Genomic DNA, 26,149 nt, shown 5'->3' on the forward strand with positions numbered 1-26,149 from the left:
ATGAGTTTATTCCTAATCATCTCTTGCGACCTCGCGACCGTCTCCCCACCTGTTCGCCGGGTCTTTGACAATCATCGCGCCGCGCGCGCGCGGTCCGCCCGGCTCCCTGGCGAACGGACGAAACAGGGGTCGCGTCAGGATTTGAATCGAAACGACTTTTTCGCGTTTCGTCCGTTTCGTCACCCTGTTTTTCGTCCGGACGATCCGGACGGTAGGGATCAGGATTCGTCGGCCGGCGGCGTCTTGCGACCCCAGCGCCGCCTCGGCTCCTCGCCGTGCGCCTTGGCCGTGATCTCCTTCAGCTTGCGCCCCTGCATCGACGACAGGGCCTGGCCCGGCGCGCCCTTCTCGGGATCGCCGAAGGCGCGGCCATAGGTCTTGATGCGGTCAGAAACGCCCTCGATGAACTCCCCCTCCCATTCGGACAGGGCGATCCCGGCCTTGTCGGCGGCCCGCTTCGCGCGTTTGAGGGCGTTCAGCGCCTTGCGACGCGCGGCCTCGCGCTCGGCCTCGAACGGGCTGGGCGGCGGCGCGTCTTTGGTCTTGAAGCCCGATCCCGGCCTGAACCCGGTCGAGCGCTTGAGTGACCCTGGCTGGGTCTTCGGACCGCCCGAGAGGGGCGTCCGCTTCAGGATCAGATCTCGCCGAGCACCGACAGATACAGGTCCAGGATCGCGTCCTCTTCCTGGCGCTTGGCCTTGTCCTGTTTGCGGATGCGGATGACCTTGCGAAGGATCTTGACGTCGTAGCCCTCGCCCTTGGCTTCGAGGAAAACCTCCTTCATGTCAGCCATGATCGCGGCCTTGTCCTCTTCGAGACGCTCGATGCGCTCGATGATGGTCCGCAGGCGACCCTGGGCCGTGGCGTTCATGACGTCCGGCGAGGCGTCGAAAGTGGCGTCGTCGGCCATGGGAGGTCTCCGTGTATCAGGCTGGCCGCCCTCAGGTCGCCCATGGGCGGCAGGGCAACAAAGAAGAGCGGGGACGCTAACCATGCCAGAGGCACAGGCTCAACGCCGGGCACGAAAAAGGTCGCGGACAAAGTCCGCGACCTGTGGGTAGTTCTTTCGGCGCTCAAGCAGCGCGCGACCGTGTCGCGCGCCTCAGCGAATCAAAAAGAGCCTTAGCCCTGCTTCGCCTTGAAGCGCGGGTCCGTCTTGTTGATCACGAAGACGACGCCCTTGCGGCGAACGACCTTGCAGTCGCGGTGACGGGTCTTGAGCGACTTGAGCGAGCTGCGGACCTTCATGGTCTGAATCCTTGGTGGCGCTGACGCTTGCCGCTCGGCGGCTCGCTGCTCAGTGCAGGCTAGGGGCAAATAGAAATAGAAAAGCCGCGCGGAAGCCCGGCGGCGGAGGCGTGCGTATAGCCAGACACCCCCGAGACGTCAACCCGAGTCGGTCCCGGATCAGTCGCCCACGAAGTCCTGGGCGAACTCGGGCGCATCCCCGTCCTCGATCGGGTCCTCCTCCTCCGGTCCCGACCGCGACGGGTCCGGAACCTCGAACCCGACGGGCAGGGACAGGTCCAGCAGCCCCGCCGCCTTCATCTCCGCGGCGCCTGGCAGGTCATAGAGGCTGGCCAGGCCGAAATGCTCGAGGAACCGATCTGCCGTCGCATAGGTCACCGGCCGCCCCGGCGTCCGCCGACGGCCCCTCAGCCGCACGAACCCCATCTCCAGCAGCAGGTCCAGCGTCCCCCGGGAGATCGAAACGCCTCGCACGCTCTCGATCTCGGCCCGGGTGACGGGCTGGTGGTAGGCGATGATGGCCAGGGTCTCCAGCGCCGCCCTGGACAGCCGGCGCGGCTCTTCCCGCTCCTCGGTCATCAGGAAGCCGAGGTCGCCCGCCGTCCGGAAGCTCCACCGGTCGGCGACGCAGACCAGCTCCACTCCCCGGCTCTCATAGCGGGCCCGCAGACCCGCGATGGCCCGCCCCACATCCGCGCCTTCCGGCAGCCTTCGGGCGATATCCGCCGCCGACAGCGGCCCGGCCGCCGCGAACAGCAGGGCCTCGACCCGCCGTTCGATCTCGCCTTCGTCGGGCGCGAACTGGACGCCGCTCATGGCGTCAGCTCCAGCGGCTGGCCCTGCCCGCGCCGCTTCAACCAGACCTCGTCGAAGGCCTTCTCCTGACGCACATCCATCGCGCCCTCCTTGACCAGTTCCAGGCTGGCAGACAGGGTCGAGGCGGTCAGACTGGCCTGGCTAGGCCCCTCGCCGTCCCGGACAGGCGCGACCCGCTCCAGAGGCGTCCAGTCGGCCATGCGCGGCAGGATCTCGCGCAGCCAGTCCCGCGCCGCCTCCAGCGGATAGGCCTCGACCCGCTGGCCGGGATTGTAGTGCCGGGCCTGTTCCCGCCGCCGCTGGCCGACATAGGCCGTCATCAGCTCGTACAGGCTGGCGTCGATCCGGTCGGACGGCACGATGACCGTCGCCTGCGGGTCACCCCGCGTGAACACGTCGCGCTTCAGCTGCGGCCGGGCCAACAGGGCGTCGGAGGCCTTCCGCATCGCCTCCAGCTTCTGCAGCCGGAAGGCCAGGGCGGCGGCCATTTCCTCCGCCGGCGGCTCGTCGCCCTTGCCCTTGTCGGTCCGGGGCAACAGCAGCCGCGACTTCAGATAGGCCAGCCATGACGCCATCACCAGATAGTCGGCGGCCAAGGAGAAGTTCCGCCGTCGGGCCTCATGCACGAAGGCCAGATACTGTTCCGCCAGCCGGGTGATCGACAACTTCAGCAAATCGACCTTCTGCGTCCGTGCCAGGGCCAGCAGGACGTGCAGCGGTCCCTCGTAGCCATCGAGATCAACCACGAAGGCGTCGCGCGCATCGACCTCCTGCGCAGCCGTGAAGTCCAGATTGGGCTGGAAGGCTTCCGACATTCTCTTTGCCTACCGCGCGTTGGCGCGGCTTGAGGCGGGGGCCTGCGCCTCGCCCACGTCCGGCCCCTGCGAGGCGTCGAGCCGACCGCCGAGCAGGGCGTCGAACCGGTCGCGCGCCTCGCGGACATCCAGCGGCTCCGGCGTGTGGACGATCCGGGCCAGCGCTGCCTCCGCTCGTTTCGCCGCCCCGCCCTTCAGCCGATGCACGCCCTCGGCCACCTGACGCATCTCGGCCATGTCGCCGGTCCAGTGGATGACGAGGTCGCATCCGGCCTTCAGCGACCGCTCCGCCCGCTCCGTCAGCGTCCCCGACAGGGCATTCATGCAGAGATCATCGGACAACAGGAGGCCGCCGAAACCCAGATGGTCGCGGATCAGCTTGATCGCCTTCTTCGACTGGGTCGCCGGCCGCTTCCTGTCGATGGCCGTGAAGACGATATGGGCCGTCATCCCGATAGGCATGTCCGACAGGGCCTTGAATGGTGCGAAGTCCCAGTTGTCCAGGGTTTCGAGGTCGGCATGCACCGTCGGCAGCTCCTTGTGGCTGTCGGCGAAGGCGCGGCCATGACCGGGCATATGCTTGATCACCGGCAGGACGCCGCCGGCCAACAGGCCCTCTGCGACCGCCCGGCCCAGTTGGGCCACCGTCGCCGGATCCTTGGCGTAGGCGCGGTCGCCGATGATGTCGTGGGCGCCCGGCGTCGGCACGTCCAGAACAGGCGCGCAGTCGATGTTGATGCCGACCGCCTTCAGGTCGTGCGCCATCAGCCGGCCGCCCAGCCGCGCCAGTTCCCGGGCCGCGAGCCAATCGTTGGTCGCCTTCAGATAGGCCTCTCCCGGCGGGTATTTCGACCAGTGCGGCGGCCCCAGCCTCTGGACCCGTCCACCCTCCTGATCGACCAGCACCGGTGCGTCCCAGCCGACGGCGTCACGCAGGTCGCTGGTCAGCTTCAGAACCTGTTCCGGGCTGTCCACATTCCGGCGGAACAGGATGAAACCCCACGGCCGGACCTCGGCGAAGAAGGTGCGCTCCTCCTCCGTCAGCACGGGCCCCGAGCAGCCATAGATGGCGGCGCTGTTCAAATCCCTATCGCACCAGGCAGTCGCCGCCGCCGCTTTCGATGGCGGAGCAGAAGGCGCGGGCGTCTTCGCGGCTGAGGCCCGTGAAGGTGGTGCGATAGACGGTCGAGCCGTTTGACGCCGTGACTTCCTGCACTCGCTTGGTGGCGTTGCGGGCGAACTGCGGGAAACGGGCGGCGACCGAGGCGTACTCCCGGTCGGCGATGGCTGTTGAGGAGAAGGCCCCGATCTGGACCGCAGCCGCTCCGCCGGCGCCGTTGGCGACCGGAGCGGGCGTTGTGGCGGCCGGGGCCGCAGGGCGCGTGGGCGCGGGCGTCGCGGGACGCGCAGGCGGCAGGGCCTCGGCGGTCTCGATCGGGCGCGGGGCGGGACGGGGAAGCGGGGTTTCGGGCGGGGCCGTGAACTCGGGCGCCGTGGCCGCATCCTCGGCCTGGTCGTAGAGACCGACGCCGGCTTCCGGATCGATTGGCTGGGCCTCCTCGGACGCCTCGACCTTCAGCTGGGCGATGGGGGTGCCGACAGCAGGCGGCGCATCGGTCGAGGAGCGCAGGCCGGAACGATAAAACAGCACCACCGCGATGATCAGCACCAGCAGGACGCCGGCGCTGACAATCAAGGTCACCGGCGGGGCCTTGGCGGGCGGACCTCGACGGGCGTCGAAATCGCCGCGGTTGAACGGCAGGTCGTCATCCGTCGGCGGCGTATAGGCGCCACGGTCGCGGGGGCGTTGGTCGTCGTCATAGGACATGGTCGTCGCCTTCTCGGGGACCAGAGCGCGAATCGACGCTCCGGCCTGACAGTCTAGCCCCTGCAGCGTCTCTTTCGAATCACAGATCGAGGGCGAGGTCGAGGTTGAACAGCTTTCGGTGCTCCTCGATCGCATAGCGGTCGGTCATGCCCGCGATGTAGTCACAGACGGCGCGCGCTCGCTTCTGCAGGTCCCCGGTTGCGGCCAGCTCGCCCCATTCCGTCGGCATGACCTCTGGCTCGGCCACGAAAAGCTGGAACATGTCGGCCAGGATGCGCCGCGCCTGGCTGCGGGTCCGGTTGACACGGTAGTGGCGATACATTCGCTCAAACAGGAACCGGCGCAGTACGCCCAGGTCCGCCATCATCGGATCGGAGAACTGGACCAGGGTCCGACGGGCGGTCCGAACCTCCTCGACGGACCGGATGTTATCGTCGGCCAGGCGCCGTTCGGTCTCTGCCAGGACATCCTCGACCATGACCCCGATCATGCGTCGCACAGCCTCCAGCCGGATCATCCGCCCGTTCAGATCGGGCCAGTCGCGGCGGGTCTGGTGCAGCACCGGGCCGATCAAGGGCACGTCGGCGAGGTCGGCCAAGGTGAACAGCCCCGCCTGAACCCCGTCGTCCACGTCGTGGTTGTTGTAGGCGATGTCGTCAGCAATGGCTGCGGACTGGGCCTCCAGAGAGGCGAAGCTGTCGAGCCGGAGGTCCCAGCCCGGCGCGAAGTCGGCGATAGCCCGCCAGGCCGGCTGATCCAGCATGTGCGAGACCGGCCCGTTGTGCTTGACCACGCCTTCGACCGTTTCCCAGCTCAGGTTCAGGCCGTCGAAGGCCGGGTAGCGGGTCTCAAGCCTGGTGACGACGCGGAACGTCTGAACATTGTGATCGAAGCCGCCCCAGGGCTCCATTCGGGCCTGAAGTTCGTCCTCGCCCGCATGGCCGAAGGGCGGGTGACCCAGATCGTGGGCGAGGGCGACGGTCTCGGCCAGTTCGCCGTCGAGCCGCAGGGCGTGGGCCAGGGAACGGGCGATCTGGCTCACCTCCAGAGAGTGGGTCAGGCGGGTGCGGTAGTGGTCACCCTCGTGCGCCACGAAGACCTGGGTCTTCCCCTTCAGGCGGCGGAAGGCGGTGGAATGGATGATCCGGTCTCGGTCGCGGGCGAAGGCGTTGCGCGTGCGGCTCGGCGCCTCCGGAACAAGGCGTCCGCGCGAGTTGGCGGCCAGTTCGGCGTACGGAGCGCGGGCGTCGGTCTGGCTCAAGCGCAATGTTCTCGCGGACGGCCTTTGCGAACGGGCCTTTGCAGCCTCATATAGACAGGCATGACCTCCGTCCAACCGGCCCCGACTGAACTGAAGATCGCGAAACGCACGCCGGAGGGCATCGTGCTGGCCGAGAGCGCGGCAAGGCGACTGGCCCGGCTGGCGGAGGTCGAGGGCCATCCCGTCCTGCTGCGCGTGGCGGTGGACGGCGGCGGCTGCTCCGGCTTCCAGTACCGGATGGACCTCGTTGAGACGGGCGAGGCGGACGACCTGCGGATCGAGACCGACGGTCAGGCGGCGCTCGTGGACCCGATCTCGGTTCCTTTCCTTAAGGGCTCCGAGATCGCCTGGATCGATGAACTGGCGGGCGCCCAGTTCGTGATCCGCAACCCGAACGCGGCGACCAGCTGCGGCTGCGGCGTCAGCTTCTCGATCCTCTAGACGGGCAATGTTTCCTGGAAGCGGACCGGGCGGCCTTGGCCGAGCCGATCAGCTCCTCGCTGGACATGACGACCCGGCCACGGACGATCAGGTCAAAGGTCTGGGTCTTGGGCGCGGTCCGGTCGTCAAGAACACCGTCCGAAGCGTCCGATCAGTCCGAAGCTTTCGCCGCTGTTATACTTCAGGTTTGAGGGGCGCCGGGTTCGGAACCGCCTTTTTTTTCGCCAGCAGGCCGCGCGCGGCGCGCAGGACCCGGTCGGCGGGCAGGCCGAGCATGTGGTGGATGGCCTGGTTCAGGCGCGGATCGACGGCCTTGAACTCGTCCAGAGACCGCTCGCCCCGGATCGAGACGCCCTGCCATGGGCCGACGAGGCCATCGTCCGATGGGCCGAAGACGGCGACCGAGGGCACGCCCGCAGCGACCGCTAGCTGGGTCCAGATCGAGTCGCCGCCGATATAGAGGGAGGCCCGCGACAGAGCGGCGGCCGTCTGGAGCCGCGTCAGCTTGCCCTGCAGCTCGATCACCCGTTTGCGGGGAACCGCGAGGCGGATGGCGTGGGCGGCGTCACGATCGGCCTCCTCGCCCACGATCATCAGACGGCCGCCCGCGAGCGGGCCGTCATCGGCCAGAAGCGGCGCGGCGACCTTGGCGAACCGTTCGGCCGGCCAGCGCTTGCCGATCCAGTCGGCGCCGGGACCGACCGCCAGCAGCGGGGCCGTGTCGGGCCCGATCAGGGCGTCAGCAGCGGCATGGGTCTCCTCGCTGAAGAACAGACGCGGCGCGGGGATGTCATCGAGCTGAAGGATGCGAGCGGCCTGTTCGACGGCGTGCAGGCCCGGCAGGTCGGAGCCGCGCACGGCGCGCCTCTGGCGGCGCAGGCGTTCGGAGAATCGCGTGCCGCGCATGTCGACGACGAGACCCCAGCGGGTGTCGCGGACCTGGTTCCACAGGGCGATCCAGTCCCAGCGACCGGTCTTGTCGAGCACGATAAGGCGATGCAGGCGTGGGGTGTCGGCGAACAGGGGCGCGGAGGCCGCCGAGCCGACGATGGTGAAGTCCGCGTTCGGAACGGCATCGACGAGATGCGCCAGGGCGCCGGACGAGAGCACAGCGGCCTCCGCGTCGGCCTCGGCGATATAGAGAATGGGGAAACGCACGTTCATGGGCACACCGTATACGGATTCTCTCGTGGCGAGTGTGAGGCGGTTGTTGCGTCGTTCTCACTCCCCGTTTGGGGAGGGAGACGGATCACTCCCCTCCCCTTCTCGCCTCGCACCCCCTATCTCTCGCCCATGACCGAACACATCGCCCGCCTCGACAGTCGCGCCCTGGTGAAGGTCAGCGGGCCGGATGCCCGGGACTTCCTGCACAACCTGCTGACCCAGGATGTGGAGACTCTCGAGCCGGGCGCCCTGCGGTTCGGAGCGATGCTATCGCCACCGGGGCGGCTGCTGTTCGACCTGTTCCTGTGGGGCGACGAGGATGGGGTGATGCTGGACGTGGCGGCGGAGAAACGCGGCGCCCTGATCCAGCGGCTGTCGATGTACAGGTTGAGGGCGAAGGTCGAGGTCGCAACCGATCAGCGGCCGGTGGCGGTCAGCTGGCCGGGCGTCGCGGAAGGTTTCACCGCCGATCCGCGCACGGCGGCGCTCGGCGGGCGTGCCGTCGGCGAGCGTGGCGCGAACGCGAGCGAGGACGACTGGCAGGCGCACCGACTGGCGGTCGGGGTCCCCGATCCTGCGCGGGACGTCGATGACGGGACCTATCCGATCGAGGCCAATTTCGACCTGCTGAACGGCATAGACTTCGCCAAGGGGTGTTTCGTCGGCCAGGAGACAACGTCGCGGATGAAGCGGCGGGGCGAGATCAAGAAGCGGATGCTGCCGCTGACTTTCGACGGCCCGGCTCCGGCGGCCGGGACAGAGGTGCTGAACGGCGAACTGCGCGCGGGCGAGGTCCTGACCGGTCGCGATGGGGCTGCGATGGCGCTGGTGCGACTTGACCGTGTGGATGGAAATTTGTCCGTCGATGGGCGTGTGGCAGCGGTCTACCGTCCAGCTTACTTTCCAGTCTGACACGCGTATTCAGCCAAAGCTGAAACGATAAGTCCGGCTAAATGATGGAAAAATTTAGGCAATTGCCCAAGGTCGGACGCAACCAAACGTCACGGTCACGAGTATCTTCCTGCGGAACGGGCTCATAGACGCAGGATTTTCGGCATGTCCAAGACAGACCTCATCATCGACGCCCTCGACCAGCGGGTCGAACGCCGCAACGAGCGGCGGAAATTCTTCAAATGGGGCGGCGGCTTCGCTGTCGGCGCCGTCGGCGGCGCAGTTCTGGGCGCCTGTTCCAGCTCCAGTGACACGGCCGTGGCCCAGAACCCGCCCGCAGGTTCGCCCAACCTTGATGTCGAGATCCTGAACTTCGCGCTGCAGCTCGAGTATCTGGAAGCCCAGTTCTATTCGTTTGCCGCTTTCGGGACCGGCCTGCCGCAGAGCTCGCTGAGCGGCACTGGGACCCAGGGCGCGGTCATCGGCGGGCGTCAGGTCGCCTTCTCCGATCCCCTCGTCCGCCGCTACGCCAACGAGATCGCGGCCGATGAGGTCGCCCACGTCAACTTCCTGCGCACCGCCCTGGGCAGCGCGGCCGTGGCCCAACCGGCGATCGACGTCGGCGGGACCGATCCCAACGGCGCCTTCTCCAGCGCTGCACGCGCCGCTGGTCTCGTCGGGCCAGGTCAGGCCTTCGACCCGTATCTGAACGACAACAACTTCCTGCTCGGCGCCTTCATCTTCGAAGACGTCGGCGTGACCCTCTACAAGGGCGCTTCGCCGCTGGTCACCAGCAAGGTGTTCCTGGAAGCGGCAGCCGGCCTGTTGGCGGCTGAGGCGTATCACGCCGGGCTGGTTCGCACCGTGCTGACCGCCAAGGGGCTGGAGACGCCGGTCCTGGCGATCTCCAACGCTCGTGACAGCCTGGATGGAACGACGGATCTGGATCAGGGCATCACGACGACCGGGACCGGCAACGCCGCCGCCTCCAATATCTTCCCGGGCGATGCCAACGCCCTGGCGTTCAGCCGCACCGTGCAACAGGGTCTGAACATCGTCTATCTGAAGTCCGGTACAGGCCAGACCAGCGGGGGCTTCTTCCCCGCCGGCATGAACGGTCCGGCCGGCTTCCGCACGACCTGACCGCTGTCGAGACCCGAGGAACCCCGCCCGTGGAAACACGGGCGGGGTTTCGCTTGTTCGGGGCGTGGTAGGCTGCGGGCATGACCGAATCCCCCGGACGCTGCACCTGGTGCGGGACGGACCCGCTGTATGTCGACTACCACGACACTGACTGGGGCGTGCCCGAGTACGATTCCCGCGCCCTGTGGGAGAAGCTGGTGCTGGACGGGTTCCAGGCCGGGCTGGCGTGGATCACCATCCTGAGGAAGCGCGAGACGATGCGCGCAGCCTTCGCCGGGTTCGACCCGGATGTGGTGGCGAAGTTCGACGATGCGGACCGTGAGAGGCTGATGGCCAACCCCGGCATAATCCGCTCGCGCGCCAAGATCGAGGCGGCGATCAGGGGAGCACGGATCTTCGTCGAGATGCGCGACAACGGCGAGGATTTCTCGGCCTGGCTGTGGTCGTTTGTGGACGGGACGCCCGTGCAGGGACATCGCGTGGGCGGCGACGTTCCGACCCAGACGGAGGCCTCCGTCGCCATGGCCAGGGCGCTGAAGACGCGGGGCTTCAACTTCTGCGGCCCCGTGATCGTCTATGCCTTCATGCAGGCGACGGGGATGGTCAACGACCACGTCGCCGGATGCTTCCGCTGTGAGGATGTCCGGGCTATGGGCGCGTCGTGACCCTGGTGATCCAACAATCCCCCCCTGCACCCCGGCGAAGGCCGGAGCCCAGATCAAGGTCACGGGCGGTAGGGATCGGGCACAGGTTCCACAGATCGGAAGACCGGGTTTTCCAACTGGACCCCGGCCTTCGCCGGGGTGCAGGGTGATGGGGATGGGAAAGTCGTTCCCGACGCTTGTGCTCGAGACCTTGCTGGCGCAGCGGGTCGGCGGGCTCGTGTGCGGTGTGGACGAGGCGGGGCGCGGGCCGTGGGCCGGGCCAGTCTCGGCGGGCGCAGTGATCCTGTCGGCCGACGACATCCCCGAGGGCATCAACGACTCCAAGGCCCTGACAGCTGGTCGGCGCGAGGTGCTCGCGGTCGAGATCAAGCGCTGCGCCGTCGCCTGGGGCGTCGGGTTCGCTTCGCCCGAAGAGATCGAGGACCTGAACATCCTGCAGGCGACGGGCCTGGCCATGTGTCGGGCAATCGAGGCGATGAGCGTGCAGCCGAAGGCGGCGCTGGTCGACGGCAACTACCGGTTCAAGCTGCCCTGCGACGTGGAGACGGCGGTGGGCGGTGACGGACTGTCGCTGTCGATCGCGGCGGCCTCGATCCTGGCCAAGACGGCACGCGACCGGATCATGATCGAGATGGACGCCGAATACCACGGCTACGGCTTCGCCTCGCACAAGGGTTACAACGCGCCGATCCACCAGGCGGCGCTGAAGGCCATGGGACCATGCGCCATCCACCGGCGCAGCTGGGCGCCGATCCGGGCGCTGCTCGAAACCTAGACGGACATCATCCCGCCCAGCAGGGCGCCGAGCAGGGCCGCGACGACGCAGCCGATGGCGACTACGATCCAGCGCGGCAAGGGCTCCATCTCGGCCGGCTGGACGCCATAGGTCGTCGGCGCGATGACTTCTGCGCGCGACAGGAAGTCATTGGCCGGGCGGCTGTCGAATCGGGTCGCGGCGGGCGCACGCCAGGCGGCGGTCTGATAGGCGCTCAAAGCGTCGCGAACGGCGCCGGGACGCGTAGGATTGACGGGGCCCTGGGTCACGATCAGCTCTTCCATGCCGCTCTAACGACGCAATGAGACCCTCGTTCCCAGAATGGTCAAGCTGCGAGTGCGACGGGCCGTTCAGTGACCACGAACAGGTATTCGACGTTGCGCAGACGCCCCACGGCCCCGACTTTCTCGCCCTTGGGATTATGGATGCCGATACGGGCGCCGACGTAGCGGGGGCGCGGGATTTCCACGACCTGCACATGGCCGCGCGCCGACAGCATCTCGACCAGCTGATCGCGGCTCAGATAGCCTTCGTCGTTGAAGGAGACGATCAGGTTGGGCGCGCGGATCGCCTCGATCACGGCCTGCAACGCCGGGCCGATGCCGGGGCGGGAGTTGAAGGCGCTCTTCCTCGTCTTTACGTCGATCCGCTTGTTGGCGATCCCGTAGGTCTCGGGCCGGTCCCACAGGATCAGGCTTTCCCAGACATGGTAGTTCCCGAGGTAGGAGTGCTGGTTGTAGGGCGGGTCGAGATAGACGAGATCGCCGTCGAAGGCGGCGGCGGTCTCCAGCGCATCGGCCCGGGTGGCGCGGCAGGGACCGGCGGCGACGGCGGGCCGCAGCGTCGGCATCCGCAGCGTCAGGGGTTTCAGCGCCCGCGCGGCCCAGGACTTCATATAGGCCATCTGCAGACCGGCCGTGGAATCGACCCGGTCGGCGGCCTCCATCAGGCTGACAAGGGCGATGGCCTTGAGTTCGGGCTCCAAACCCATGGCCTCGATCCGGTCGCGCATGCCGTCGATGCGGGCGCCATTCTCGGGCGTGAAATAGCGGGCGTCCTCGCAGAAGGCCCTGGTGAACCAACCGGCGGCGGGGGGCGTGGTGGAGAGGTCGGCGAGGACGGCCTCGGCTCTATCCGCCCACACGTCGCGGTCAACCTGGACATAGGCGGTTGCGAGAGCGTGGGCATAGGCGTTGTGATCGTTGGACCAGACCTGGAAGCCGGTGCCTTTCAGGGCATGGCCGACGCGGGCCGTGCCGGAGAACAGGTCGCAGATGTGGCCGCCCTCCGGCAGCAGGGCGCGGACGGCGGCGGCGATCGGATCCAGCAGGGCCCGCTTGGAGCCGAGGTATTTGATCATGACGCTCCCAATCCTCCCCCGTCGGGGCTTGCGGTCTGCTCGTATACGAGCAGCTCCTCAAGGCGCGGCGCATCTTCGCGCCGTGACGGAGGGGGCTCACGGCGAGTGCGGTGTCCGGGGTTGGCCCCCTGCACCGCTTCGCGGTCCCCCTCCCCCTACGGGGAGGATTGCTATTTGCGCGCCTTCTTCATCGGAGCATGCGCCAGTCGCAGGAGATTCGCAGCCCCCGGCGCGCCGAAGGGCGTTCCGGCCAGGATCAGGACGCGCTGGCCCGGCTGGGCGAGGCCGTATTCGATGGCTGATCTCACAGCATCCTCTGTGACGTCCTCCAGGGAGGCAGGCTCCTTGCCGAGGCGCGGTTCCAGACCCCAGACCAGCGACAGGCGACGCGCGGTGTCGGGGTTGGGGGTCAGGGCCAGCACCGGCTGGAGCGGGCGTTCGCGCGACATGCGCCGGGCGGTGCCGCCGAGGGTGGTGAAGACGACGATACAGGCGGTGGACTGGGCCTCGCCGGCCTTGCGGGCCGCAGCGACAAGCGCGTCGGCGTCGATGTCGTCCATGCCCGTGTGTTCGGCGTCCATCAGGCTGGGCCACAGGGGGTCGGCCTCGACCCGCTCCATGATCCGGTTCATGATTCCGACGGACTCGAGCGGATAGTCGCCGGACGCCGTCTCGGCCGACAGCATCAGGGCGTCGGCGCCTTCGTAGACCGCATTGGCGACGTCTGAGGCCTCGGCCCGCGTGGGCGCGGGCGAGGTTGTCATCGATTCCAGCATCTGGGTGGCGACAATGACCGGCACGCCGCGCTGGCGGGCGGCGCGGATGATGCGCTTCTGGGCGACGGGCACCTCTTCCGGCTCCATCTCGACGCCCAGGTCGCCCCGCGCGACCATGACGCCGTCGCAGTAGTCGAGGATGCTTTCGAGGGCGTCGAGCGCCTGGGGCTTTTCGATCTTGGCGAGACAGGCGGCGCGGCCCTTCACGATCGCCTTCAGCTCGGCCATGTCCTCGGCCTTCTGAACAAAGCTCAGGGCGACCCAGTCGACGCCGATGCGCAGGGCGAAGGCCAGATCCTCGCGGTCCTTGGCGGTCAGAGCCGAGACGGGCACCACGGCCTCGGGCACGGCGACGCCCTTGCGATCCGACAGCTTCGAACCGCTCTCGACGGTCACGTCGGCCCATTCGTCGGTGCGCTTTCCTACGCGCAGACGGACCCGACCGTCGTCGAGCAGCAGCAGCATGCCTTCTCGGAGGGCCTTGAAGATTTCCGGGTGCGGCATCTGAACCCGCGTCTCGTCGCCGGGCGTCGGATCCAGGTCGAAGCGCATCTTGTGGCCCGGCTTCACCGAGATTTCGACATCGGCGAAGCGGCCGAGGCGCAGCTTGGGGCCTTGCAGGTCTGCGAGGACGCCCAGCGGACGCTTCAGCGCCAGTTCGGCGCCGCGCACGGCCTTCAGGTTGGCGGCGTGATCCTCATGCGAGCCATGGCTGAAGTTCAGGCGGAAGACATCGACCCCCGCCTGGGCCAGGGCCTTGACCATGCCGGGAGCCCGACTGGCCGGTCCCAGGGTCGCGACGATGCGCGCGCGGCGTGCTCTGTTCATGATGGTCCCGTTGGCCGGTCGCGTTTCCTGAGACGACGTTGTGCCACGAAACGCGCCGGGAGGAAGGCCGGCTCCCCCACGGGAAACGAGAAGTGAGTCTCTGTTACCTGGCGCCGAGTCGACGAGCCATCCCGGTCACCGTGCGCTGGAGGGCGGAGGGGCGACGTTCGGCCGCCGACGCCGCCGGAGCGACGACAGGGCAATCGCCGGCGCCGAACAGTCCCAGATCCATGCAGCGACCCTCGACCGTTGTCGGGGCCTCGACCCCGACGATATTGGCCAGGGTCGGGGCGATGTCGATGGTGCGGATGGGGAAGAACCGCTCCTGGCCCTGCATGTTCGGAGACCAGAAGACGATCGGCACGCCGCGATCATAGTCCCAGGGCGTGCCGTGGGTGGACAGGGTGCCGCCGACGCGGCCCGCGACCGTGGTGGTGTTCGGCCATTGGGCCACGACGATGTCGGGCGAGCGGCCTTCGACGGCGCCGAGGCGGTGGCGCTGGAGCAGGGTCAGTTCCTGGGGGCTCAGGTTGCGCGGCGGCAGGGGCGAGGCCAGCACATCCTCGATCGTCCAGGCGCCGGCGACATTGGGCTCGGCGCGCAGGAGGGCGACGGCGGCTGCGGCGATCTGGTCGCGGCGACGGTCGGCCAGTTCCACATTGCCCGCACCCACGACCATCAGGCCGGAGCCGCCATAGGACAGCGGATCGACGGTCAGGTTGAAGCGGTCCCTGAGCGCCGTATTGATGCGGCCCAACAGAGCCGGGTCGCCGCGCACCGCGTCGTCGTAGCCGCGCTCTTGCATCCGTTCGGGGAAGTCAGAGCCGCCATGGTCGGCAGTCAGGACGACGACAACGCCGCCCGGAAGCTGGGACAGGCGATCCATGAAGACGCCAAGGGCGGCGTCAAGCCGGTACATCTGCTCGCACATCTCCGGCCCCTGGGTGCCGAAGGCATGGCCAATCCGGTCGGTGGCCGAGAGGCTGACGCCGAGGATGTCGGTGACGCCGCGACGCCCCAGCGACTGGGTGTCCAGCAACTCGGTCGCGGCCTCCAGCGTCAGCTCGTCGAGAATCGGCGACGTGTCCAGCTTGAAGCCCGTCGCGGGCGGCAAGGTGGCGTGGAAGGTCTCGGTTCCTATGGTCCAGTCACCTTCCAGGGCGCGGCACTCGGCGCGGGTGTAGGTCCAGGTCGGTGGAGAGGCGGCCAGACGGGCGTTGATGCGGGCGTTCAGGGCGGCGACGGGCGCAAGCTTGGCCTCGGCCGTCTGGCCCGGTTCGACGTAGGTGGTGAAGCCGAAGCCGTCGGTCATCCAGAAGGCGCCGTCGCCATGGTGGCCGGCCAGGTTGATGGCGCCGCGGTCCTTGCCGGAGACCGCGAAGATGCGGCTGGTGGGACTCCCGGCCTTGAGCCAGTCACCCAGGGTCGTCGCGAGCAGTTGATCGGGGCCGACCGGGCCGTTGTCGGTGATGCGGCCGTGGGCGAGCGTGTTCCGGGGTGCGGCCAGGCAATAGACTTCCGCGCCGGTCGTGCGGTCGATCCAGTCATTGGCGGGGATGCCCGCACTGGCCGGGTTGACCCCGGTCAGGATCGTGGCGTGACCCGGGCAGGTCTCGGTCATCGCATGCTGCTGGAAGCCATTGGCGTATACGAGGCCGGTAGAGGCCAGGGTATGCAGGCCGCCGGTGAAGCGGTCGCGGTACTGGTTGAAGAGATTCGAACTGAGCTGATCGACGACGATCGTCACGACCAGCGACGGGCGCTCGGGCGGCGGGCCAGGAGTCGCCGATGACGGGGTCTGAGCCATTGCCGCCGGGGCGATGAGACAGGTCGCCAAGGTCAGCAGCAGGGGAGCGGACAGTCGGGACATCAAGGACACCGGAGCAGTTGCAATGGCCCCGCTTAGACCCACATCGTTACGTCTCCAAGACGCGCGTCGCGTCGCGTTGACAGGGCTGTGGACCACAGCCTAGGTCGGCTGCGAAACGAGGCGTCCATGAATAGATTGCAAGTCCTGACGCTGCTGGGCGCCAGCCTGCTGGCGGCCTGTTCCGGCGAGCCCGCTCGGCCGGACAAGCCTGAGGCGCCCGTCGTTCAGGTCGCCGATATAACCCGACTGACGGGCGATGCCGAGGCGGGGCGGATCGGCTTCGGCCAATGCCGCAGCTGTCATGCGGTCGAGGCCGGGGTGAACCGGGTCGGGCCGAGCCTGCACACGATCGTCGGGCGACCGGTCGGGACGGTGGCGGACTATCGCTACAGCACCGCCATGGCCGCAGCAGGCGGAGCCTGGGACGAACAGCGGCTGTACGACTTCCTCGAGAATCCGCGCGGGTATCTGCCAGGCACGAAGATGACCTTCGTCGGCATCAAGGACGGCCAGCGCCGCGCCGACATCATTGCGTATCTGAAGACCCAGGCGGACTAGGTCCGCCTGTCGGGGTCTACATCGTCGCGCCGAGGCGCCAGGGCTGGATCTCGTCCTCGCCGAAGCCCAGCGCCTCCGAGGCCGTCACCTTGCCCGAGGCGGTGGCGATGATGGTCTCGAAGATCTCGGCGCCGAGGGCGTCCAGCGATATCCCCTCGTCCAGCACGCGGCCGCAGTCGATATCGATGTCGTCCGGCATGCGGCGGGCCAGGGCGCTGTTGGTGGCCAGCTTCAGGCTGGGGGCCGGCTTGGCGCCGAAGACCGAGCCGCGGCCTGTGGTGAAACAGATCAGGGTCGCCCCGCCCGCGATCTGGCCCGTGGCCGAGACGGGGTCGTAGCCGGGCGTGTCCATGAAGACGAGGCCGTGGGCCGTGACCGGCTCGGCATATTCGTAGACGGCCGCCAAGGACGCGGAGCCTGCCTTGGCCACGGCGCCGAGCGACTTCTCGAGGATGGTCGTCAGGCCGCCAGCCTTGTTGCCTGCGGAGGGATTGTTGTCGAGAGAGCCGCCGGTCGTCTCGACGTGCTTCTCCCACCAGGCGATGCGGCCCATGAGTTTGGCGGCGACCTCGGGCGAGGCGCGGCCGGTCAGCAGGTGTTCGGCGCCGTAGATCTCGGGCGTCTCCGACAGGATCGCCGTGCCGCCATGGGCGACCAGCAGATCGACGGCGCGGCCGAGGGCCGGGTTGGCGGTCATACCGGAATAGCCGTCCGAGCCGCCGCACTGGAGACCCACAATCAGTTTCGACACCGGCTGGGGCGTACGCTCAAGCGAGGCGGCGCGGTCGGCCATCTCCATCAGCCGGTCGACGCCGTGCTGAATGGTCGAGGCGGCGCCGCCCTCGTCCTGGATGGCCATGACGCCGAGGTCGCGGGACCCCGCCATCTGCTCCGCCTCCATCAGGCTGGATATCTGGTTGGTCTCGCAGCCGAGGCCCAGCATCAGAACGCCCGCGACATTGGGGTGGCGCGCATACCCCGCGAGCGTCCGGCGCAGGATGTCCATGCCCTCGCCCCCGGAGGCCATGCCGCAGCCCGAGCCGTGAGTGATGGCGACGACGCCGTCGATATGGGGATAGCGGTCGCCAAGCCGCGCCTCGGTCTCGCGCGCGATGCGGCGAGCGACCATGGCCGAGCAGTTCACCGAGGTGACCACCGCCAGATAGTTGCGCGTTCCCACCCGTCCGTCGGCGCGGAGGTAGCCGTCGAAGGTGCGCGGCTCACTGGCGACGGAGACGACGCCGGCCGTGATACCGGTGTCAGCACGGGCCGAAATATCGCCGATGCCAAGGTTGTGGGCGTGGACCCAGTCGCCGGGCGCGATGGCGGCGCTGGCCGCGCCGATGACCTGACCGTATTTGCGGACCTGGCCGCCGACGGGGACCGGCTTGAGCGCGATCTTATGGCCTGCGGGGACATCGGTCGTGGCGGTGACGCCATCGACGGTCTCGCCGGCGGTCAGGGCGCGGACGGCGACGGCGACGTCGTCATCAGGATGGAGGCGGAGAACGGACGGGGAGGACATGGTCCTCCCCGCCTAGCATGAGGCAGCGGAAACGTCAGGCCGCAGGTGCGGCTTCGGCTTCAGCAGCGAGCTTCTTCTTTGAACGGCCGCGACCGACCCGGTAGACGGCGAAGGCGATACCGCCGCCGATGGCCAGGATGATGATCGTGGTGATGGGACGGAAGGCCAGCCACGCCAAAGCGATGGTCACGGTGCCGACGATCAGGCCGAGCACGAAGCCGATCAGGCCCGTGCCCATCCGCACGATCGTTCCGGCCAGGGGCAGGACGTCGGCCAGCACCCCGAACGGCGCCAGGATCAGACCGAAACCGACCATCAGCAGGACCATGCCGACGACGCGGATGATCCAAGCGATCACGTTGTTGGCGTCCTGGGCCGACTGGAACATGTCGCCGGCGGGCACGTCGCCGTCCGCGACCAGCAGGAATTCCGAGCCGTTGCGGGCGCGGTAGTCGAGGAAGTTGTCGCCGTTCTGACGGGCGACGACGCTGATTTCCGACGCCGGGGTGGCCTCATAGGAGACGCGGGTGTCGCCGATGGCGGGCGTCTGCGGGGTCTCGCCGAAGAAAATCGCGCCTTGCGACACCGTCAGGGTCGAAGCCTCGCCGGCGGCGGCCTCGATGGCATCGGTCTGTTCTGTCAGGTTCACGGCCTCGGCGCCGCCGACCTGGCTGAGGACGTTCTCCTCCAGACGATAGTCACCCAGCGTCGCGTCGGTCGCATAGATGTCGGCGCTCTCGACCGACATCTCCGGATTCTCGTGACCGGCCGGGGTGTTGAAGGCGCTGGAGTCGATCGCGGTCGAGGACCAGGCCTTGGTGTAGGTGTAGGTGGTGACGGTCTCTTCACCGCCGCCGAGCTTGGTGCGGCTCTCGGACTTCGACTCCTCCTGCCACTGATACATCTCGGCGGTGCGCGACAGCTTCAGGCCGGTCGCGGCGACACCGTACTGATTGTCCTCCAGCGGCGCGGTGACAACGGTCTGGCCAGTGACGTGGACCAGCTTCTGGTCGTTGGCGGGATCGATCGGAGAGGCGGGCGCCTCGACCACGGCACCGGCGCCTTCGGTCAGGCCGCGCGCGACCTTGACGGCATTACCCTCGTTCCAGGCCAGCCCCCACACGCAGGCGAAGATCAGGACGATGCCGACCAGAACGCCGGCGACGGCCGAGCCGATGCGGCTGAACCAGCCCTTGTTGGTGGTGACTGTGACTTGATCCGGCATGTGAGCCCCCCACGAGCTATCCGGCCGAAACCCGGCCGTCAGGCGCGCAGATATAGCACCGCTTCATCGCTGAGATAGCGATGGCGCGCATACGGAAGCTGACGACGCCCTACAGCCCGCGCCAGTCCCGCCACCAGGCCACGAACCGGCCCAGCCCCTCGGCCAGGGCGACCCTGGGCGCATATCCGGTCAGGGCGGTCAGCCTGGACACGTCGGCCCAGGTGGCGGTGACGTCCCCCGCCTGCATCGGGCGCATGACCTTGACCGCCTCGCGACCCAGCGCCGTCTCCAGGGTGGCTATCATCTCCATCAAGCCGACCGGGCTGGAATCGCCGATGTTGTAGATCTCGTGCCCGCCCGGGGCCGGCGGCCTGTCCAGCACGCCCATGACGCCGTCGACGATGTCGTCGATGAAGGTGAAGTCGCGCGCCATCCGGCCCTCACCGAAGACCTGGATCGGCTCGCCCGCCATGATCTTCTCGGTGAAGCTGAAATAGGCCATGTCAGGCCGGCCCATCGGCCCATAGACGGTGAAGAACCGCAGGCCCGACTGGGGGAAGCCGTAGAGCGAGGCGTAGCTCTGGCTGATCAGTTCGCAGGAGCGTTTGGTGGCGGCATAGAGCGAGACGGGGCTGACCGTCGGATCGTCCTCGCGGAAGCCCTGCCCGGCCAGCGGCCGGTCGCCATAGACCGAGCTGGACGAGGCGTAGACCAGGTGCTCGACGCGGTTGTGGCGGCAGGCCTCAAGGATCGAGAGGTGGCCCTGCAGGTTCGAGCGCTGGTAGGCGAAGGGGTTCTCGATCGAGTAGCGGACCCCGGCCTGGGCGGCGAGATGGACCACACGGTCGGCGCCCGAGGCGCGGACCAGTTCGGCCATGACCTCGGCGTCGGCGATATCCGCGCGCACCATGCGGAAGCCCGGATAGGTCGCCAGCCGCCCCGCCCGCAGCTCTTTCAGCGCGACGTCGTAATAGGCGTTGAAGTCGTCCACGCCGACGACGGTCTCTCCGCGTTGCAGCAGGCGTTGCGCCACGTGCATGCCGATGAAGCCGGCCGCTCCGGTCACAACGACGGTCATGAGGCTCAGCCCCGTCCGATGCTGGTGTAGGCGAACCCGCGGGCGCGCATTTCCGCCGGACGATAGATGTTCCGCAGGTCCACGATGACCGGCGCCCGGGCCATCAGCTTGATCCGGTCGAGATCCAGAGCGCGGAACTGATCCCATTCCGTCAGAATCACGATCGCGTCGGCGTCCTGTGTCGCGCTGTAGGCGTCGTCCCGGTAGTCGACGTCAGGCAGAAGCTTCCGCGCCTCGTGCATGCTCTCGGGATCATAGGCCTGGACCTTGACCCCGGCGGCGATCAGGGCGGGCACGATGTCGAGGCTGGGGGCGTCGCGCATATCGTCGGTGTTGGGCTTGAACGCCAGGCCGAGAATGCCGACGGTCTTGCCCGCACCGGAGCCGCCCAAGGCCGCGATGACCCGGTCGGCCATGGCCTTCTTGCGCGCGTCATTGACCTCGACTGTCGTCTCCACCAGCCGGACCGGCGTGCCGTACTGCTGGGCCGTGCGGACCAGGGCGACGGTGTCCTTGGGGAAGCAGGAGCCGCCGTAGCCGGGGCCGGCGTTGAGGAATTTCGAGCCGATCCTTCCGTCCAGACCGATGCCCTTGGCGACCTGCTGCACGTCGGCTCCGACCTTTTCGCACAGGTCGGCGATCTCGTTGATGAAGGTGATCTTCAAAGCGAGGAAGGCATTGCCAGCGTATTTGATCAGCTCGGACGTCCGGCGCGACGTATAGATGACGGGGAAATCGTTGAGGCTCAGCGGACGATAGACCTCGGCCATCACGGCCTTGGCGCGATCATCGTCCGTACCGACCACGACGCGGTCCGGGCGTTTGAAGTCCTCGATCGCGGCGCCTTCGCGCAGGAACTCAGGGTTCGAGACCACGGCGAAGTCGGCGTCCGGATTGACCCGGCGGATGATGGCCTCGACCTCGTCGCCAGTGCCCACGGGAACGGTCGACTTGTTGACGATGACGGTGAATCCCTCGATCAGGCCCGCGATCTCCTCGGCTGCCGCATAGACGTAGGACAGGTCCGCATGGCCGTCGCCGCGCCGCGTCGGCGTGCCCACGGCGATGAAGACGACATCCGCCGAGCGGATCGCCTCGGCGCCGTCCAGGGTAAACTCCAGACGGCCGGCCCTGACATTGTCGGCCACCAGTTGTTCCAGGCCTGGCTCAAAGATCGGGATCTCGCCCCGATGTAGCCGCTCGATCTTTGAGGGATCCTTGTCGACGCAGACCACGGTGTGGCCGAAGTCGGCGAAACAGGCTCCAGACACCAGGCCGACATAACCGGTGCCAATCAACGTGACGCGCATCAAAACATTCCCAGCGAGAGCGCGGGCAGCCTTAGCCCAGTCATCCCGGCGGCGCAAAAGGCGGGCGATACGACCTGTTAAGCCTGTCCCCTTACCCGATCTTGAGCCGGACCCGTCAGGGTAGGCGCATGACCGACGCCTCCCGCTTCTCCCTGCCCGAAGCTGTTGCGACCGATCGCCGTCAGCAGGCGCGGGCGCCCTTCCGCAAGGCGCGGCGTGAGCACGAGCGCGTCCGCCTGCTGGGCCAGACTGTCGACCTGGTCAGGCCAGAGGAGGTTCTGCACCACGTCGAGACCTGGGTCGAGGCGCGCCGCAAGGTGCTTATCGCCAATCACAACCTCAACAGCCTCGCCCTGCTTCAGAAGCACCCAAGGCTTCAGCGCTTCTATGATCGGGCCGATCTTGTCGAGGTCGACTCCACGCCGCTGATCCATTTCGCAAGGCTGCTGGGCCTTCAGGGCAAGGCGTTTCACCGCTGCACCTATCTGGACTGGCGCGACCACTTCTGGAGCCTGGTCGACCGCAAGGGCTGGCGGGTGATGTACATCGGCGGTGCGCCGCAGGTGGTCGAGCGGGCGCGCGGCCGTCTGGCTTCGGAGTACCCGAACGCCGACATTCGCGCGCGTGACGGCTTTTTCGTCCCCACCCCGGGCTCGCGCGACAATGCAGTCGTGGTCGCCGAGGTGAAGGCCTTCGATCCGCACATCCTGTTCGTCGGCATGGGCATGCCGCGTCAGGAACTGTGGATCCTCGACAATCTGGACGCCCTGCCCGACTGCGCCGTTTTCTCGGTCGGCGCCGCATTCGACTATGAGGCCGGTGAGCAGAAAGCCGCGCCGCGCTGGATGGGTCGGATGGGCCTCGAATGGTTGTTTCGCCTGGTCCACGACCCGAGGCGGCTGGCGCGCCGCTATCTGATAGAGCCGTGGAGCCTGAGCCAACTGATCGTCGCCGATGTCTGGACGGCGATCCGGACGAAACGGTTCGGCCGGGCCTAGACCGCCAGGGACGAGGTGGTAATCGCGACGCGGCCAGCCCGGCCCGTGGCCCGTACCTGGGTCCGCGTCTCGCCCTCGAGCCGGACCGCCGACAGCACATTCGTTGCATAGGCGCCGGTGTCGACGCCGATTCGGCGCGCATCGGAATGAACCCCCTCGGCGGGGGTGTGGCCGTGCACAACCACCTGCTCGAACAGGCCTGCGTGATCCAGGAACGGCTCACGAATCCACATCAGATCTTGGGGCGACTGGACTGCCAGGGCGACGCCAGGCCGGGCGCCGGCGTGGGTGAAGAAATAGTCGCCGATCGAGATCGACATCTCCTGGCTGGCCAGCAACTCGCGGTGGGAATCCGGCAACGCCTCGTCGAGCGCTCGCGAGGCATCGGCCCAGGCCAGAGTATCGCCGCGCAGCGGGGGCGGACTGACGCCGTAGGACACCAGGGTGTCGCGGCCGCCTTCGTCGCACCAAGACGGGCCGACCTGGGGATCGCGCAGGAAGGCCTCCATCCGGTCCTCGTGGTTGCCGCGGATGAAGCGAACCTCCAGCCCCGGATCGGCCGCGAGATTGATCAGCTGATTCAGGACCCCTTTTGAGTCGAGACCGCGATCGACACAGTCGCCGAGGACGACGACGACCTTGCGCTTCACCTCGGCCGCATACAGGTCGGCACGGATGGCCTGTATCAGCCGGTCGGCCAGATCGGAACGTCCGTGGATGTCGCCCACCGCCCAGATGACACAGTCGGGCGGCGTGCGCGACGCCGGCCGTGCAGGCCGATTGGGGAACAGGCGGGAGAGCATGCCGATCACATGCCTCCTCGCTTCCCCGCGTTCAAGCCGAACCCGGGGGCGACGCCTCTAACGCCGGAGGATCAGTCGTGGATGAAGTGGGGAACGAAGCGCGAGACGTTGCGCGTGATCCGGCCTTCGTCCTCGCGCACCGACATGCCGGCCGGTTCCTCGCCAACCACCCATGAGCCGATGATGGCGTGACGGCCGTCGAACACGGGCGGAGCGTGGACGGCCTGGAGGATGGCGCGGCCGTCGTAGCCGCCGTCCTTTCCCTGTTCCGTACCGCCGGGCTCGACGATCGAGATGTTGTCGCCCTCACGAGAGAAAAGCGGCTTGCGGACGTGGGCGGAGGACAGGGCCGAGGCTCCGGGATCGTCCTCGAACCAGCTCTCCAGCAGGTTGGGGTGACCGGCGTGGCGTTCCCACAGCAGCGGCAGGATGCCCTTGTTGGACAGGATCGATTTCCACGCCGGCTCCAGCACCGTGATATCGGCGTGGGGCAGAGGCTCGGCGTAGTCGTCGCGCAGCATCTGTTCCCACGGGTAGAGTTTGAACATGGCCTGGATCAGCCAGTTCTGTTCGTCCACAAACCGCCCGTCGGCGTTCAGGCCGATGTCGCCGATGGCCACGAATTTCGGGTCGAGACCGGCCTGTCTGGCGATATCCTCGAGGAAGCGGACGGTCTGGCGATCCTCGACGAAATCGGGGTCCGACGAGAAATGCACGAACCCGCCCATCGGGAAGATGGCGCGGAAGCGGGCGACCAGTTTCTCATGCAGGCTGTTGAACTGGTCGGCGGCGGCCGGGATCGAGCCGTCGGCGATCCGGTCTTCCAGCCACAGCCACTGGAACACCGCGCTCTCATAGATCGACGTCGGGGTGTCGGCGTTGTACTCATAGAGCCTGGCGGGGCCCTGGCCGTCGTAGGCGAAGTCGAACCGGCCGTATAGCGATGGGTCGCCCCGCTTCCAGCTGTCGGCGACGTAGTCCCTGAGCTTTTCCGGGATGTCGAGCAGGCTCATCAGCCGTTCGGACTTCACCGCCTCGTCGACGAGATCGAGGCACATCTGATGCAGTTCGGCGGTCGGCGCCTCGATCCCCTCCTCCACTTCCTGAAGCGTCAGGGCGTAGGCGACCTCGTCGGACCAATAGGGATCGCCCGACGTGTGGTGCCAGGTGAAGCCGAGGCTGTCGGCCTTGGCCTGCCAGTCGGGACGTTCGGGGAGGATGAGGCGTTGCATATGATCTCCAAACCTCCCCCGTCGGGGGAGGTGGCGCGGCGCTACTTCAGCGCCGTGACGGAGGGGGCCAGCCGCGAATCCGGTGTCTGGGGCCAGCCCCCTCCACCGCTTCGCGGTCCCCCTCCCCCAGAGGGAGGATTTAGGCTGGGTCTTTATCCGGCGTCGCCTGCCCGATGCGCGGCGTGACCACCGTAACGTCCTGTTGCGTCAGCCGCGCCAGCACATCGTCGGCCGACGAATGCCCGGGCAGAATGCCGGCCTCCTTAAGCTTGGCGTCGAGGTCGGCGCCGGTGCGCTTGTCCTCGAACTCCTGGCCAACACGGAGACGCTCCTCCTGAACCGCCTGGCGCTGCTTGATGCGCTGCAGGCTGTCGGCGGCGGAGCCGATGCGCGAATGGGCGCCGGCCGATTGCAGGGCGACCGAGGTCTGGGCGCGTTGGACGCTTTCGTTGACCTTCACGATATCGATCTCGCGACGCAGGGTCTCAATCTTCTGGTCGGTCGAGGCGATGGCGGTGCGCAGGCGCGCCTCGGCGGCCTTCATGTTGTCGATCAGCGGACCGCGCGTGCCGATCTCGGATTCCAGTTCGGCGATCCGGCCTGCGACCTCGCGGGCCAGATCGGTCTTGCCCTGGCCGAGCGCGGCGCGGGTCGAACTTTCATATTTGCCGATCTGGTCGCGGAACGAGGCCATCTCGCTTTCCGCCATGCGGCGGCGGGCGACAAGGCCGGCAAGGTCGTCGCGGGCCTTACCCTGGGCCGTGTCGGCGTCGCGGATTTCCTGATCGAGGATCTTCAGGGCGTTGGCGTCAACCACCGACTGGGCGGTGTCATGGGCGGTGCCGCGGAACAGGGCGGAGAGTTTGCTGAGCATGGACATGGGTCTGGTCTCCGGTTCAGGCGGCGGCTTCGGTGCCGAAGGTTTCGCGCAGGTCGGTGGCGTCGATGGCGTTCTCGGCCAGGGTGCGCAGTTCAATCAGGATGGTCTGGAGCGTGGTCTTGGACGACAGTTCGCCCATCAGCTCATAGACGTCCTGATCGCCGACGGTGGTGATCGCGAAGTTCGACAGGGGCACCAGCCGCTGGGCCTTCAGCAGGAAGGCGTTGAACCGGGCCGTGTCGGCCTGTTCCGCCACCGGCCACAGCAGGACCGAACAGACGATCTGCGCCCCGCCGACGCTCAGATAGACCGGCAGGTCGCCATACTCATGCATGGTGGCCAACAGCACGGGATCGGCCCCTTCCAGCACGCGCAGGGTCATTTCCCCCTCGCGAACCAGGGCGGACTCGTCCAGCGCGGCCTTGATGGCGGGCACGGTCCAGGCGGTTTCGATGACGGCGTCCATGTGCGGTTCGGCTCCGGTTGATGTCGAAGAGGTGGGGCGCCGGCGGCGCGGCGCAAGCGCGGGTCCGCGCGTCGAATCGGTGACAATAGCGTGCACTGCAGCCCTGACATCGTCTCGGGTCGGGGCCGGCACCCAGAACTCCAGCTTGACCATGCCCGCTTCACGCCGGGCCTTTCGCCAAGCTCTGATCCGA

Annotated in this window: 28 protein-coding genes and 1 pseudogene; 7 read left to right on the top strand and 22 right to left on the bottom strand. The window is 67.7% G+C overall.

Annotation, left to right across the window (positions count from 1 at the left end):
• Positions 1 to 218 precede the first annotated feature (218 nt).
• The 8 genes from ACP7AU_RS10100 to ACP7AU_RS10135 all read right to left on the bottom strand — a co-directional run bounded on the left by ACP7AU_RS10100 (position 219) and on the right by ACP7AU_RS10135 (position 5,968).
• A complete protein-coding gene (locus ACP7AU_RS10100; protein WP_426037740.1) occupies positions 219 to 479 on the bottom strand; it encodes a hypothetical protein in 261 nt (86 codons plus the stop codon).
• Positions 480 to 634: 155 nt separating this feature from the next.
• The gene (locus tag ACP7AU_RS10105; RefSeq protein ID WP_426051318.1) at positions 635 to 910 is read right to left on the bottom strand and encodes a DUF2312 domain-containing protein; all 276 of its coding nucleotides are present in this window, start codon (positions 908 to 910) and stop codon (positions 635 to 637) included.
• A 212-nt stretch (positions 911 to 1,122) separates the two neighbouring features.
• On the bottom strand, positions 1,123 to 1,248 hold the full coding sequence (gene ykgO, locus ACP7AU_RS10110; protein WP_008263184.1) for a type B 50S ribosomal protein L36: 126 nt from the start codon (positions 1,246 to 1,248) through the stop codon (positions 1,123 to 1,125).
• Positions 1,249 to 1,407: 159 nt separating this feature from the next.
• On the bottom strand, positions 1,408 to 2,064 hold the full coding sequence (gene scpB, locus ACP7AU_RS10115; RefSeq protein ID WP_426037571.1) for an SMC-Scp complex subunit ScpB: 657 nt from the start codon (positions 2,062 to 2,064) through the stop codon (positions 1,408 to 1,410).
• Positions 2,061 to 2,879 carry a segregation and condensation protein A gene (locus tag ACP7AU_RS10120; protein WP_426051319.1) on the bottom strand — a complete coding sequence of 273 codons (819 nt, stop codon included), beginning with the start codon at positions 2,877 to 2,879 and terminating at the stop codon, positions 2,061 to 2,063. The genes scpB and ACP7AU_RS10120 overlap by 4 nt, the downstream gene beginning before the upstream one ends.
• A gap of 9 nt (positions 2,880 to 2,888) precedes the next feature.
• A complete protein-coding gene (gene nagZ, locus ACP7AU_RS10125; RefSeq protein ID WP_426037569.1) occupies positions 2,889 to 3,962 on the bottom strand; it encodes a beta-N-acetylhexosaminidase in 1,074 nt (357 codons plus the stop codon).
• A gap of 4 nt (positions 3,963 to 3,966) precedes the next feature.
• On the bottom strand, positions 3,967 to 4,707 hold the full coding sequence (locus tag ACP7AU_RS10130) for an SPOR domain-containing protein (protein ID WP_426051320.1): 741 nt from the start codon (positions 4,705 to 4,707) through the stop codon (positions 3,967 to 3,969).
• A 79-nt stretch (positions 4,708 to 4,786) separates the two neighbouring features.
• Entirely contained in the window at positions 4,787 to 5,968 is a 1,182-nt protein-coding gene (locus ACP7AU_RS10135; protein WP_426051321.1) for a deoxyguanosinetriphosphate triphosphohydrolase, read from the bottom strand.
• Positions 5,969 to 6,028: 60 nt separating this feature from the next.
• Here ACP7AU_RS10135 and ACP7AU_RS10140 point away from each other — a divergent pair, with 60 nt between their 5' ends.
• Complete coding sequence (locus ACP7AU_RS10140) at positions 6,029 to 6,409, top strand: HesB/IscA family protein (protein WP_426051322.1); 381 nt, start codon at positions 6,029 to 6,031, stop codon at positions 6,407 to 6,409.
• A gap of 174 nt (positions 6,410 to 6,583) precedes the next feature.
• Here the strand turns inward: ACP7AU_RS10140 and ACP7AU_RS10145 are convergent, their stop codons facing one another.
• On the bottom strand, positions 6,584 to 7,573 hold the full coding sequence (locus ACP7AU_RS10145) for a glycosyltransferase family 9 protein (protein WP_426051323.1): 990 nt from the start codon (positions 7,571 to 7,573) through the stop codon (positions 6,584 to 6,586).
• A gap of 129 nt (positions 7,574 to 7,702) precedes the next feature.
• Here ACP7AU_RS10145 and ACP7AU_RS10150 point away from each other — a divergent pair, with 129 nt between their 5' ends.
• From ACP7AU_RS10150 to ACP7AU_RS10165, 4 genes are all read left to right on the top strand, one after another.
• Positions 7,703 to 8,485, top strand: coding sequence for a YgfZ/GcvT domain-containing protein (locus ACP7AU_RS10150; RefSeq protein ID WP_426051324.1), 783 nt, complete (start codon positions 7,703 to 7,705; stop codon positions 8,483 to 8,485).
• Positions 8,486 to 8,629: 144 nt separating this feature from the next.
• The gene (locus tag ACP7AU_RS10155) at positions 8,630 to 9,607 is read left to right on the top strand and encodes a ferritin-like domain-containing protein (protein ID WP_426037557.1); all 978 of its coding nucleotides are present in this window, start codon (positions 8,630 to 8,632) and stop codon (positions 9,605 to 9,607) included.
• A gap of 80 nt (positions 9,608 to 9,687) precedes the next feature.
• A complete protein-coding gene (locus tag ACP7AU_RS10160; protein ID WP_426051325.1) occupies positions 9,688 to 10,272 on the top strand; it encodes a DNA-3-methyladenine glycosylase I in 585 nt (194 codons plus the stop codon).
• Positions 10,273 to 10,426: 154 nt separating this feature from the next.
• Complete coding sequence (locus ACP7AU_RS10165; protein WP_426051326.1) at positions 10,427 to 11,047, top strand: ribonuclease HII; 621 nt, start codon at positions 10,427 to 10,429, stop codon at positions 11,045 to 11,047.
• Here ACP7AU_RS10165 and ACP7AU_RS10170 read toward each other — a convergent pair.
• The 4 genes from ACP7AU_RS10170 to ACP7AU_RS10185 form a co-directional block, all read right to left on the bottom strand.
• Positions 11,044 to 11,331, bottom strand: a complete 288-nt coding sequence (locus ACP7AU_RS10170) for a hypothetical protein (RefSeq protein WP_426037539.1) — start codon at positions 11,329 to 11,331, stop codon at positions 11,044 to 11,046. The two genes, ACP7AU_RS10165 and ACP7AU_RS10170, sit on opposite strands and share 4 nt — an antisense overlap.
• 41 nt (positions 11,332 to 11,372) lie before the next feature.
• A complete protein-coding gene (locus ACP7AU_RS10175; RefSeq protein WP_426051327.1) occupies positions 11,373 to 12,407 on the bottom strand; it encodes a DNA adenine methylase in 1,035 nt (344 codons plus the stop codon).
• A 170-nt stretch (positions 12,408 to 12,577) separates the two neighbouring features.
• Positions 12,578 to 14,011 (bottom strand): pyruvate kinase, encoded by a 1,434-nt coding sequence (gene pyk, locus ACP7AU_RS10180; RefSeq protein WP_426037535.1) that lies wholly within the window; start codon positions 14,009 to 14,011, stop codon positions 12,578 to 12,580.
• 103 nt (positions 14,012 to 14,114) lie between these two features.
• Positions 14,115 to 15,881, bottom strand: coding sequence for an alkaline phosphatase family protein (locus ACP7AU_RS10185; protein ID WP_426051328.1), 1,767 nt, complete (start codon positions 15,879 to 15,881; stop codon positions 14,115 to 14,117).
• Positions 15,882 to 16,007: 126 nt separating this feature from the next.
• On the opposite strand from ACP7AU_RS10185, the gene ACP7AU_RS10190 reads away from it, so the two are divergent.
• Positions 16,008 to 16,439, top strand: coding sequence for a c-type cytochrome (locus ACP7AU_RS10190; protein ID WP_426051329.1), 432 nt, complete (start codon positions 16,008 to 16,010; stop codon positions 16,437 to 16,439).
• A 16-nt stretch (positions 16,440 to 16,455) separates the two neighbouring features.
• Here ACP7AU_RS10190 and ACP7AU_RS10195 read toward each other — a convergent pair whose 3' ends face one another.
• From ACP7AU_RS10195 to ACP7AU_RS10210, 4 genes are all read right to left on the bottom strand, one after another.
• Entirely contained in the window at positions 16,456 to 17,964 is a 1,509-nt protein-coding gene (locus tag ACP7AU_RS10195; protein ID WP_426051330.1) for a UxaA family hydrolase, read from the bottom strand.
• Positions 17,965 to 17,998: 34 nt separating this feature from the next.
• Positions 17,999 to 19,189 carry a TMEM43 family protein gene (locus ACP7AU_RS10200; protein WP_426051331.1) on the bottom strand — a complete coding sequence of 397 codons (1,191 nt, stop codon included), beginning with the start codon at positions 19,187 to 19,189 and terminating at the stop codon, positions 17,999 to 18,001.
• A 109-nt stretch (positions 19,190 to 19,298) separates the two neighbouring features.
• Positions 19,299 to 20,267, bottom strand: a complete 969-nt coding sequence (locus ACP7AU_RS10205) for an NAD-dependent epimerase/dehydratase family protein (protein ID WP_426051332.1) — start codon at positions 20,265 to 20,267, stop codon at positions 19,299 to 19,301.
• 5 nt (positions 20,268 to 20,272) lie between these two features.
• Complete coding sequence (locus ACP7AU_RS10210) at positions 20,273 to 21,577, bottom strand: UDP-glucose dehydrogenase family protein (RefSeq protein ID WP_426051333.1); 1,305 nt, start codon at positions 21,575 to 21,577, stop codon at positions 20,273 to 20,275.
• A 128-nt stretch (positions 21,578 to 21,705) separates the two neighbouring features.
• On the opposite strand from ACP7AU_RS10210, the gene ACP7AU_RS10215 reads away from it, so the two are divergent.
• Complete coding sequence (locus ACP7AU_RS10215; protein ID WP_426037521.1) at positions 21,706 to 22,575, top strand: WecB/TagA/CpsF family glycosyltransferase; 870 nt, start codon at positions 21,706 to 21,708, stop codon at positions 22,573 to 22,575.
• Here the strand turns inward: ACP7AU_RS10215 and ACP7AU_RS10220 are convergent.
• From ACP7AU_RS10220 to ACP7AU_RS10240, 5 genes and pseudogenes are all read right to left on the bottom strand, one after another.
• Entirely contained in the window at positions 22,572 to 23,378 is an 807-nt protein-coding gene (locus ACP7AU_RS10220; RefSeq protein WP_426051334.1) for a metallophosphoesterase family protein, read from the bottom strand. The genes ACP7AU_RS10215 and ACP7AU_RS10220 overlap by 4 nt on opposite strands.
• Before the next feature lie 71 nt (positions 23,379 to 23,449).
• Positions 23,450 to 24,610, bottom strand: a complete 1,161-nt coding sequence (locus tag ACP7AU_RS10225) for a glutathionylspermidine synthase family protein (protein WP_426051335.1) — start codon at positions 24,608 to 24,610, stop codon at positions 23,450 to 23,452.
• Between the two features lie 21 nt (positions 24,611 to 24,631).
• A pseudogene (locus ACP7AU_RS10230) lies at positions 24,632 to 24,749 on the bottom strand (hypothetical protein); the annotation flags it as partial.
• A complete protein-coding gene (locus tag ACP7AU_RS10235; protein WP_426051336.1) occupies positions 24,750 to 25,490 on the bottom strand; it encodes a PspA/IM30 family protein in 741 nt (246 codons plus the stop codon). It abuts the pseudogene before it with no gap.
• A gap of 16 nt (positions 25,491 to 25,506) precedes the next feature.
• Positions 25,507 to 25,956: a YjfI family protein gene (locus tag ACP7AU_RS10240; protein ID WP_426051337.1), complete on the bottom strand. Its 450-nt coding sequence runs from the start codon at positions 25,954 to 25,956 to the stop codon at positions 25,507 to 25,509.
• Positions 25,957 to 26,149 lie beyond the last annotated feature (193 nt).

This window comes from Brevundimonas sp. SL161 (assembly GCF_049896985.1).
Classification (GTDB): Bacteria; Pseudomonadota; Alphaproteobacteria; order Caulobacterales; family Caulobacteraceae; genus Brevundimonas.

Bases quoted from the DNA above. Each gene is read 5' to 3' on its own strand.
- ACP7AU_RS10105 (WP_426051318.1), bottom strand. From the start codon at position 910: ATGGCCGACGACGCCACTTTCGACGCCTCGCCGGACGTCATGAACGCC.
- ykgO (WP_008263184.1), bottom strand. From the start codon at position 1,248: ATGAAGGTCCGCAGCTCGCTCAAGTCGCTCAAGACCCGTCACCGCGAC.
- scpB (WP_426037571.1), bottom strand. From the start codon at position 2,064: ATGAGCGGCGTCCAGTTCGCGCCCGACGAAGGCGAGATCGAACGGCGG.
- ACP7AU_RS10120 (WP_426051319.1), bottom strand. From the start codon at position 2,879: ATGTCGGAAGCCTTCCAGCCCAATCTGGACTTCACGGCTGCGCAGGAG.
- ACP7AU_RS10130 (WP_426051320.1), bottom strand. From the start codon at position 4,707: ATGTCCTATGACGACGACCAACGCCCCCGCGACCGTGGCGCCTATACG.
- ACP7AU_RS10140 (WP_426051322.1), top strand. From the start codon at position 6,029: ATGACCTCCGTCCAACCGGCCCCGACTGAACTGAAGATCGCGAAACGC.
- ACP7AU_RS10145 (WP_426051323.1), bottom strand. From the start codon at position 7,573: ATGAACGTGCGTTTCCCCATTCTCTATATCGCCGAGGCCGACGCGGAG.
- ACP7AU_RS10150 (WP_426051324.1), top strand. From the start codon at position 7,703: ATGACCGAACACATCGCCCGCCTCGACAGTCGCGCCCTGGTGAAGGTC.
- ACP7AU_RS10155 (WP_426037557.1), top strand. From the start codon at position 8,630: ATGTCCAAGACAGACCTCATCATCGACGCCCTCGACCAGCGGGTCGAA.
- ACP7AU_RS10160 (WP_426051325.1), top strand. From the start codon at position 9,688: ATGACCGAATCCCCCGGACGCTGCACCTGGTGCGGGACGGACCCGCTG.
- ACP7AU_RS10165 (WP_426051326.1), top strand. From the start codon at position 10,427: ATGGGAAAGTCGTTCCCGACGCTTGTGCTCGAGACCTTGCTGGCGCAG.
- ACP7AU_RS10170 (WP_426037539.1), bottom strand. From the start codon at position 11,331: ATGGAAGAGCTGATCGTGACCCAGGGCCCCGTCAATCCTACGCGTCCC.
- ACP7AU_RS10175 (WP_426051327.1), bottom strand. From the start codon at position 12,407: ATGATCAAATACCTCGGCTCCAAGCGGGCCCTGCTGGATCCGATCGCC.
- pyk (WP_426037535.1), bottom strand. From the start codon at position 14,011: ATGAACAGAGCACGCCGCGCGCGCATCGTCGCGACCCTGGGACCGGCC.
- ACP7AU_RS10185 (WP_426051328.1), bottom strand. From the start codon at position 15,881: ATGTCCCGACTGTCCGCTCCCCTGCTGCTGACCTTGGCGACCTGTCTC.
- ACP7AU_RS10190 (WP_426051329.1), top strand. From the start codon at position 16,008: ATGAATAGATTGCAAGTCCTGACGCTGCTGGGCGCCAGCCTGCTGGCG.
- ACP7AU_RS10195 (WP_426051330.1), bottom strand. From the start codon at position 17,964: ATGTCCTCCCCGTCCGTTCTCCGCCTCCATCCTGATGACGACGTCGCC.
- ACP7AU_RS10200 (WP_426051331.1), bottom strand. From the start codon at position 19,189: ATGCCGGATCAAGTCACAGTCACCACCAACAAGGGCTGGTTCAGCCGC.
- ACP7AU_RS10205 (WP_426051332.1), bottom strand. From the start codon at position 20,267: ATGACCGTCGTTGTGACCGGAGCGGCCGGCTTCATCGGCATGCACGTG.
- ACP7AU_RS10210 (WP_426051333.1), bottom strand. From the start codon at position 21,577: ATGCGCGTCACGTTGATTGGCACCGGTTATGTCGGCCTGGTGTCTGGA.
- ACP7AU_RS10215 (WP_426037521.1), top strand. From the start codon at position 21,706: ATGACCGACGCCTCCCGCTTCTCCCTGCCCGAAGCTGTTGCGACCGAT.
- ACP7AU_RS10220 (WP_426051334.1), bottom strand. From the start codon at position 23,378: ATGCTCTCCCGCCTGTTCCCCAATCGGCCTGCACGGCCGGCGTCGCGC.
- ACP7AU_RS10225 (WP_426051335.1), bottom strand. From the start codon at position 24,610: ATGCAACGCCTCATCCTCCCCGAACGTCCCGACTGGCAGGCCAAGGCC.
- ACP7AU_RS10235 (WP_426051336.1), bottom strand. From the start codon at position 25,490: ATGTCCATGCTCAGCAAACTCTCCGCCCTGTTCCGCGGCACCGCCCAT.
- ACP7AU_RS10240 (WP_426051337.1), bottom strand. From the start codon at position 25,956: ATGGACGCCGTCATCGAAACCGCCTGGACCGTGCCCGCCATCAAGGCC.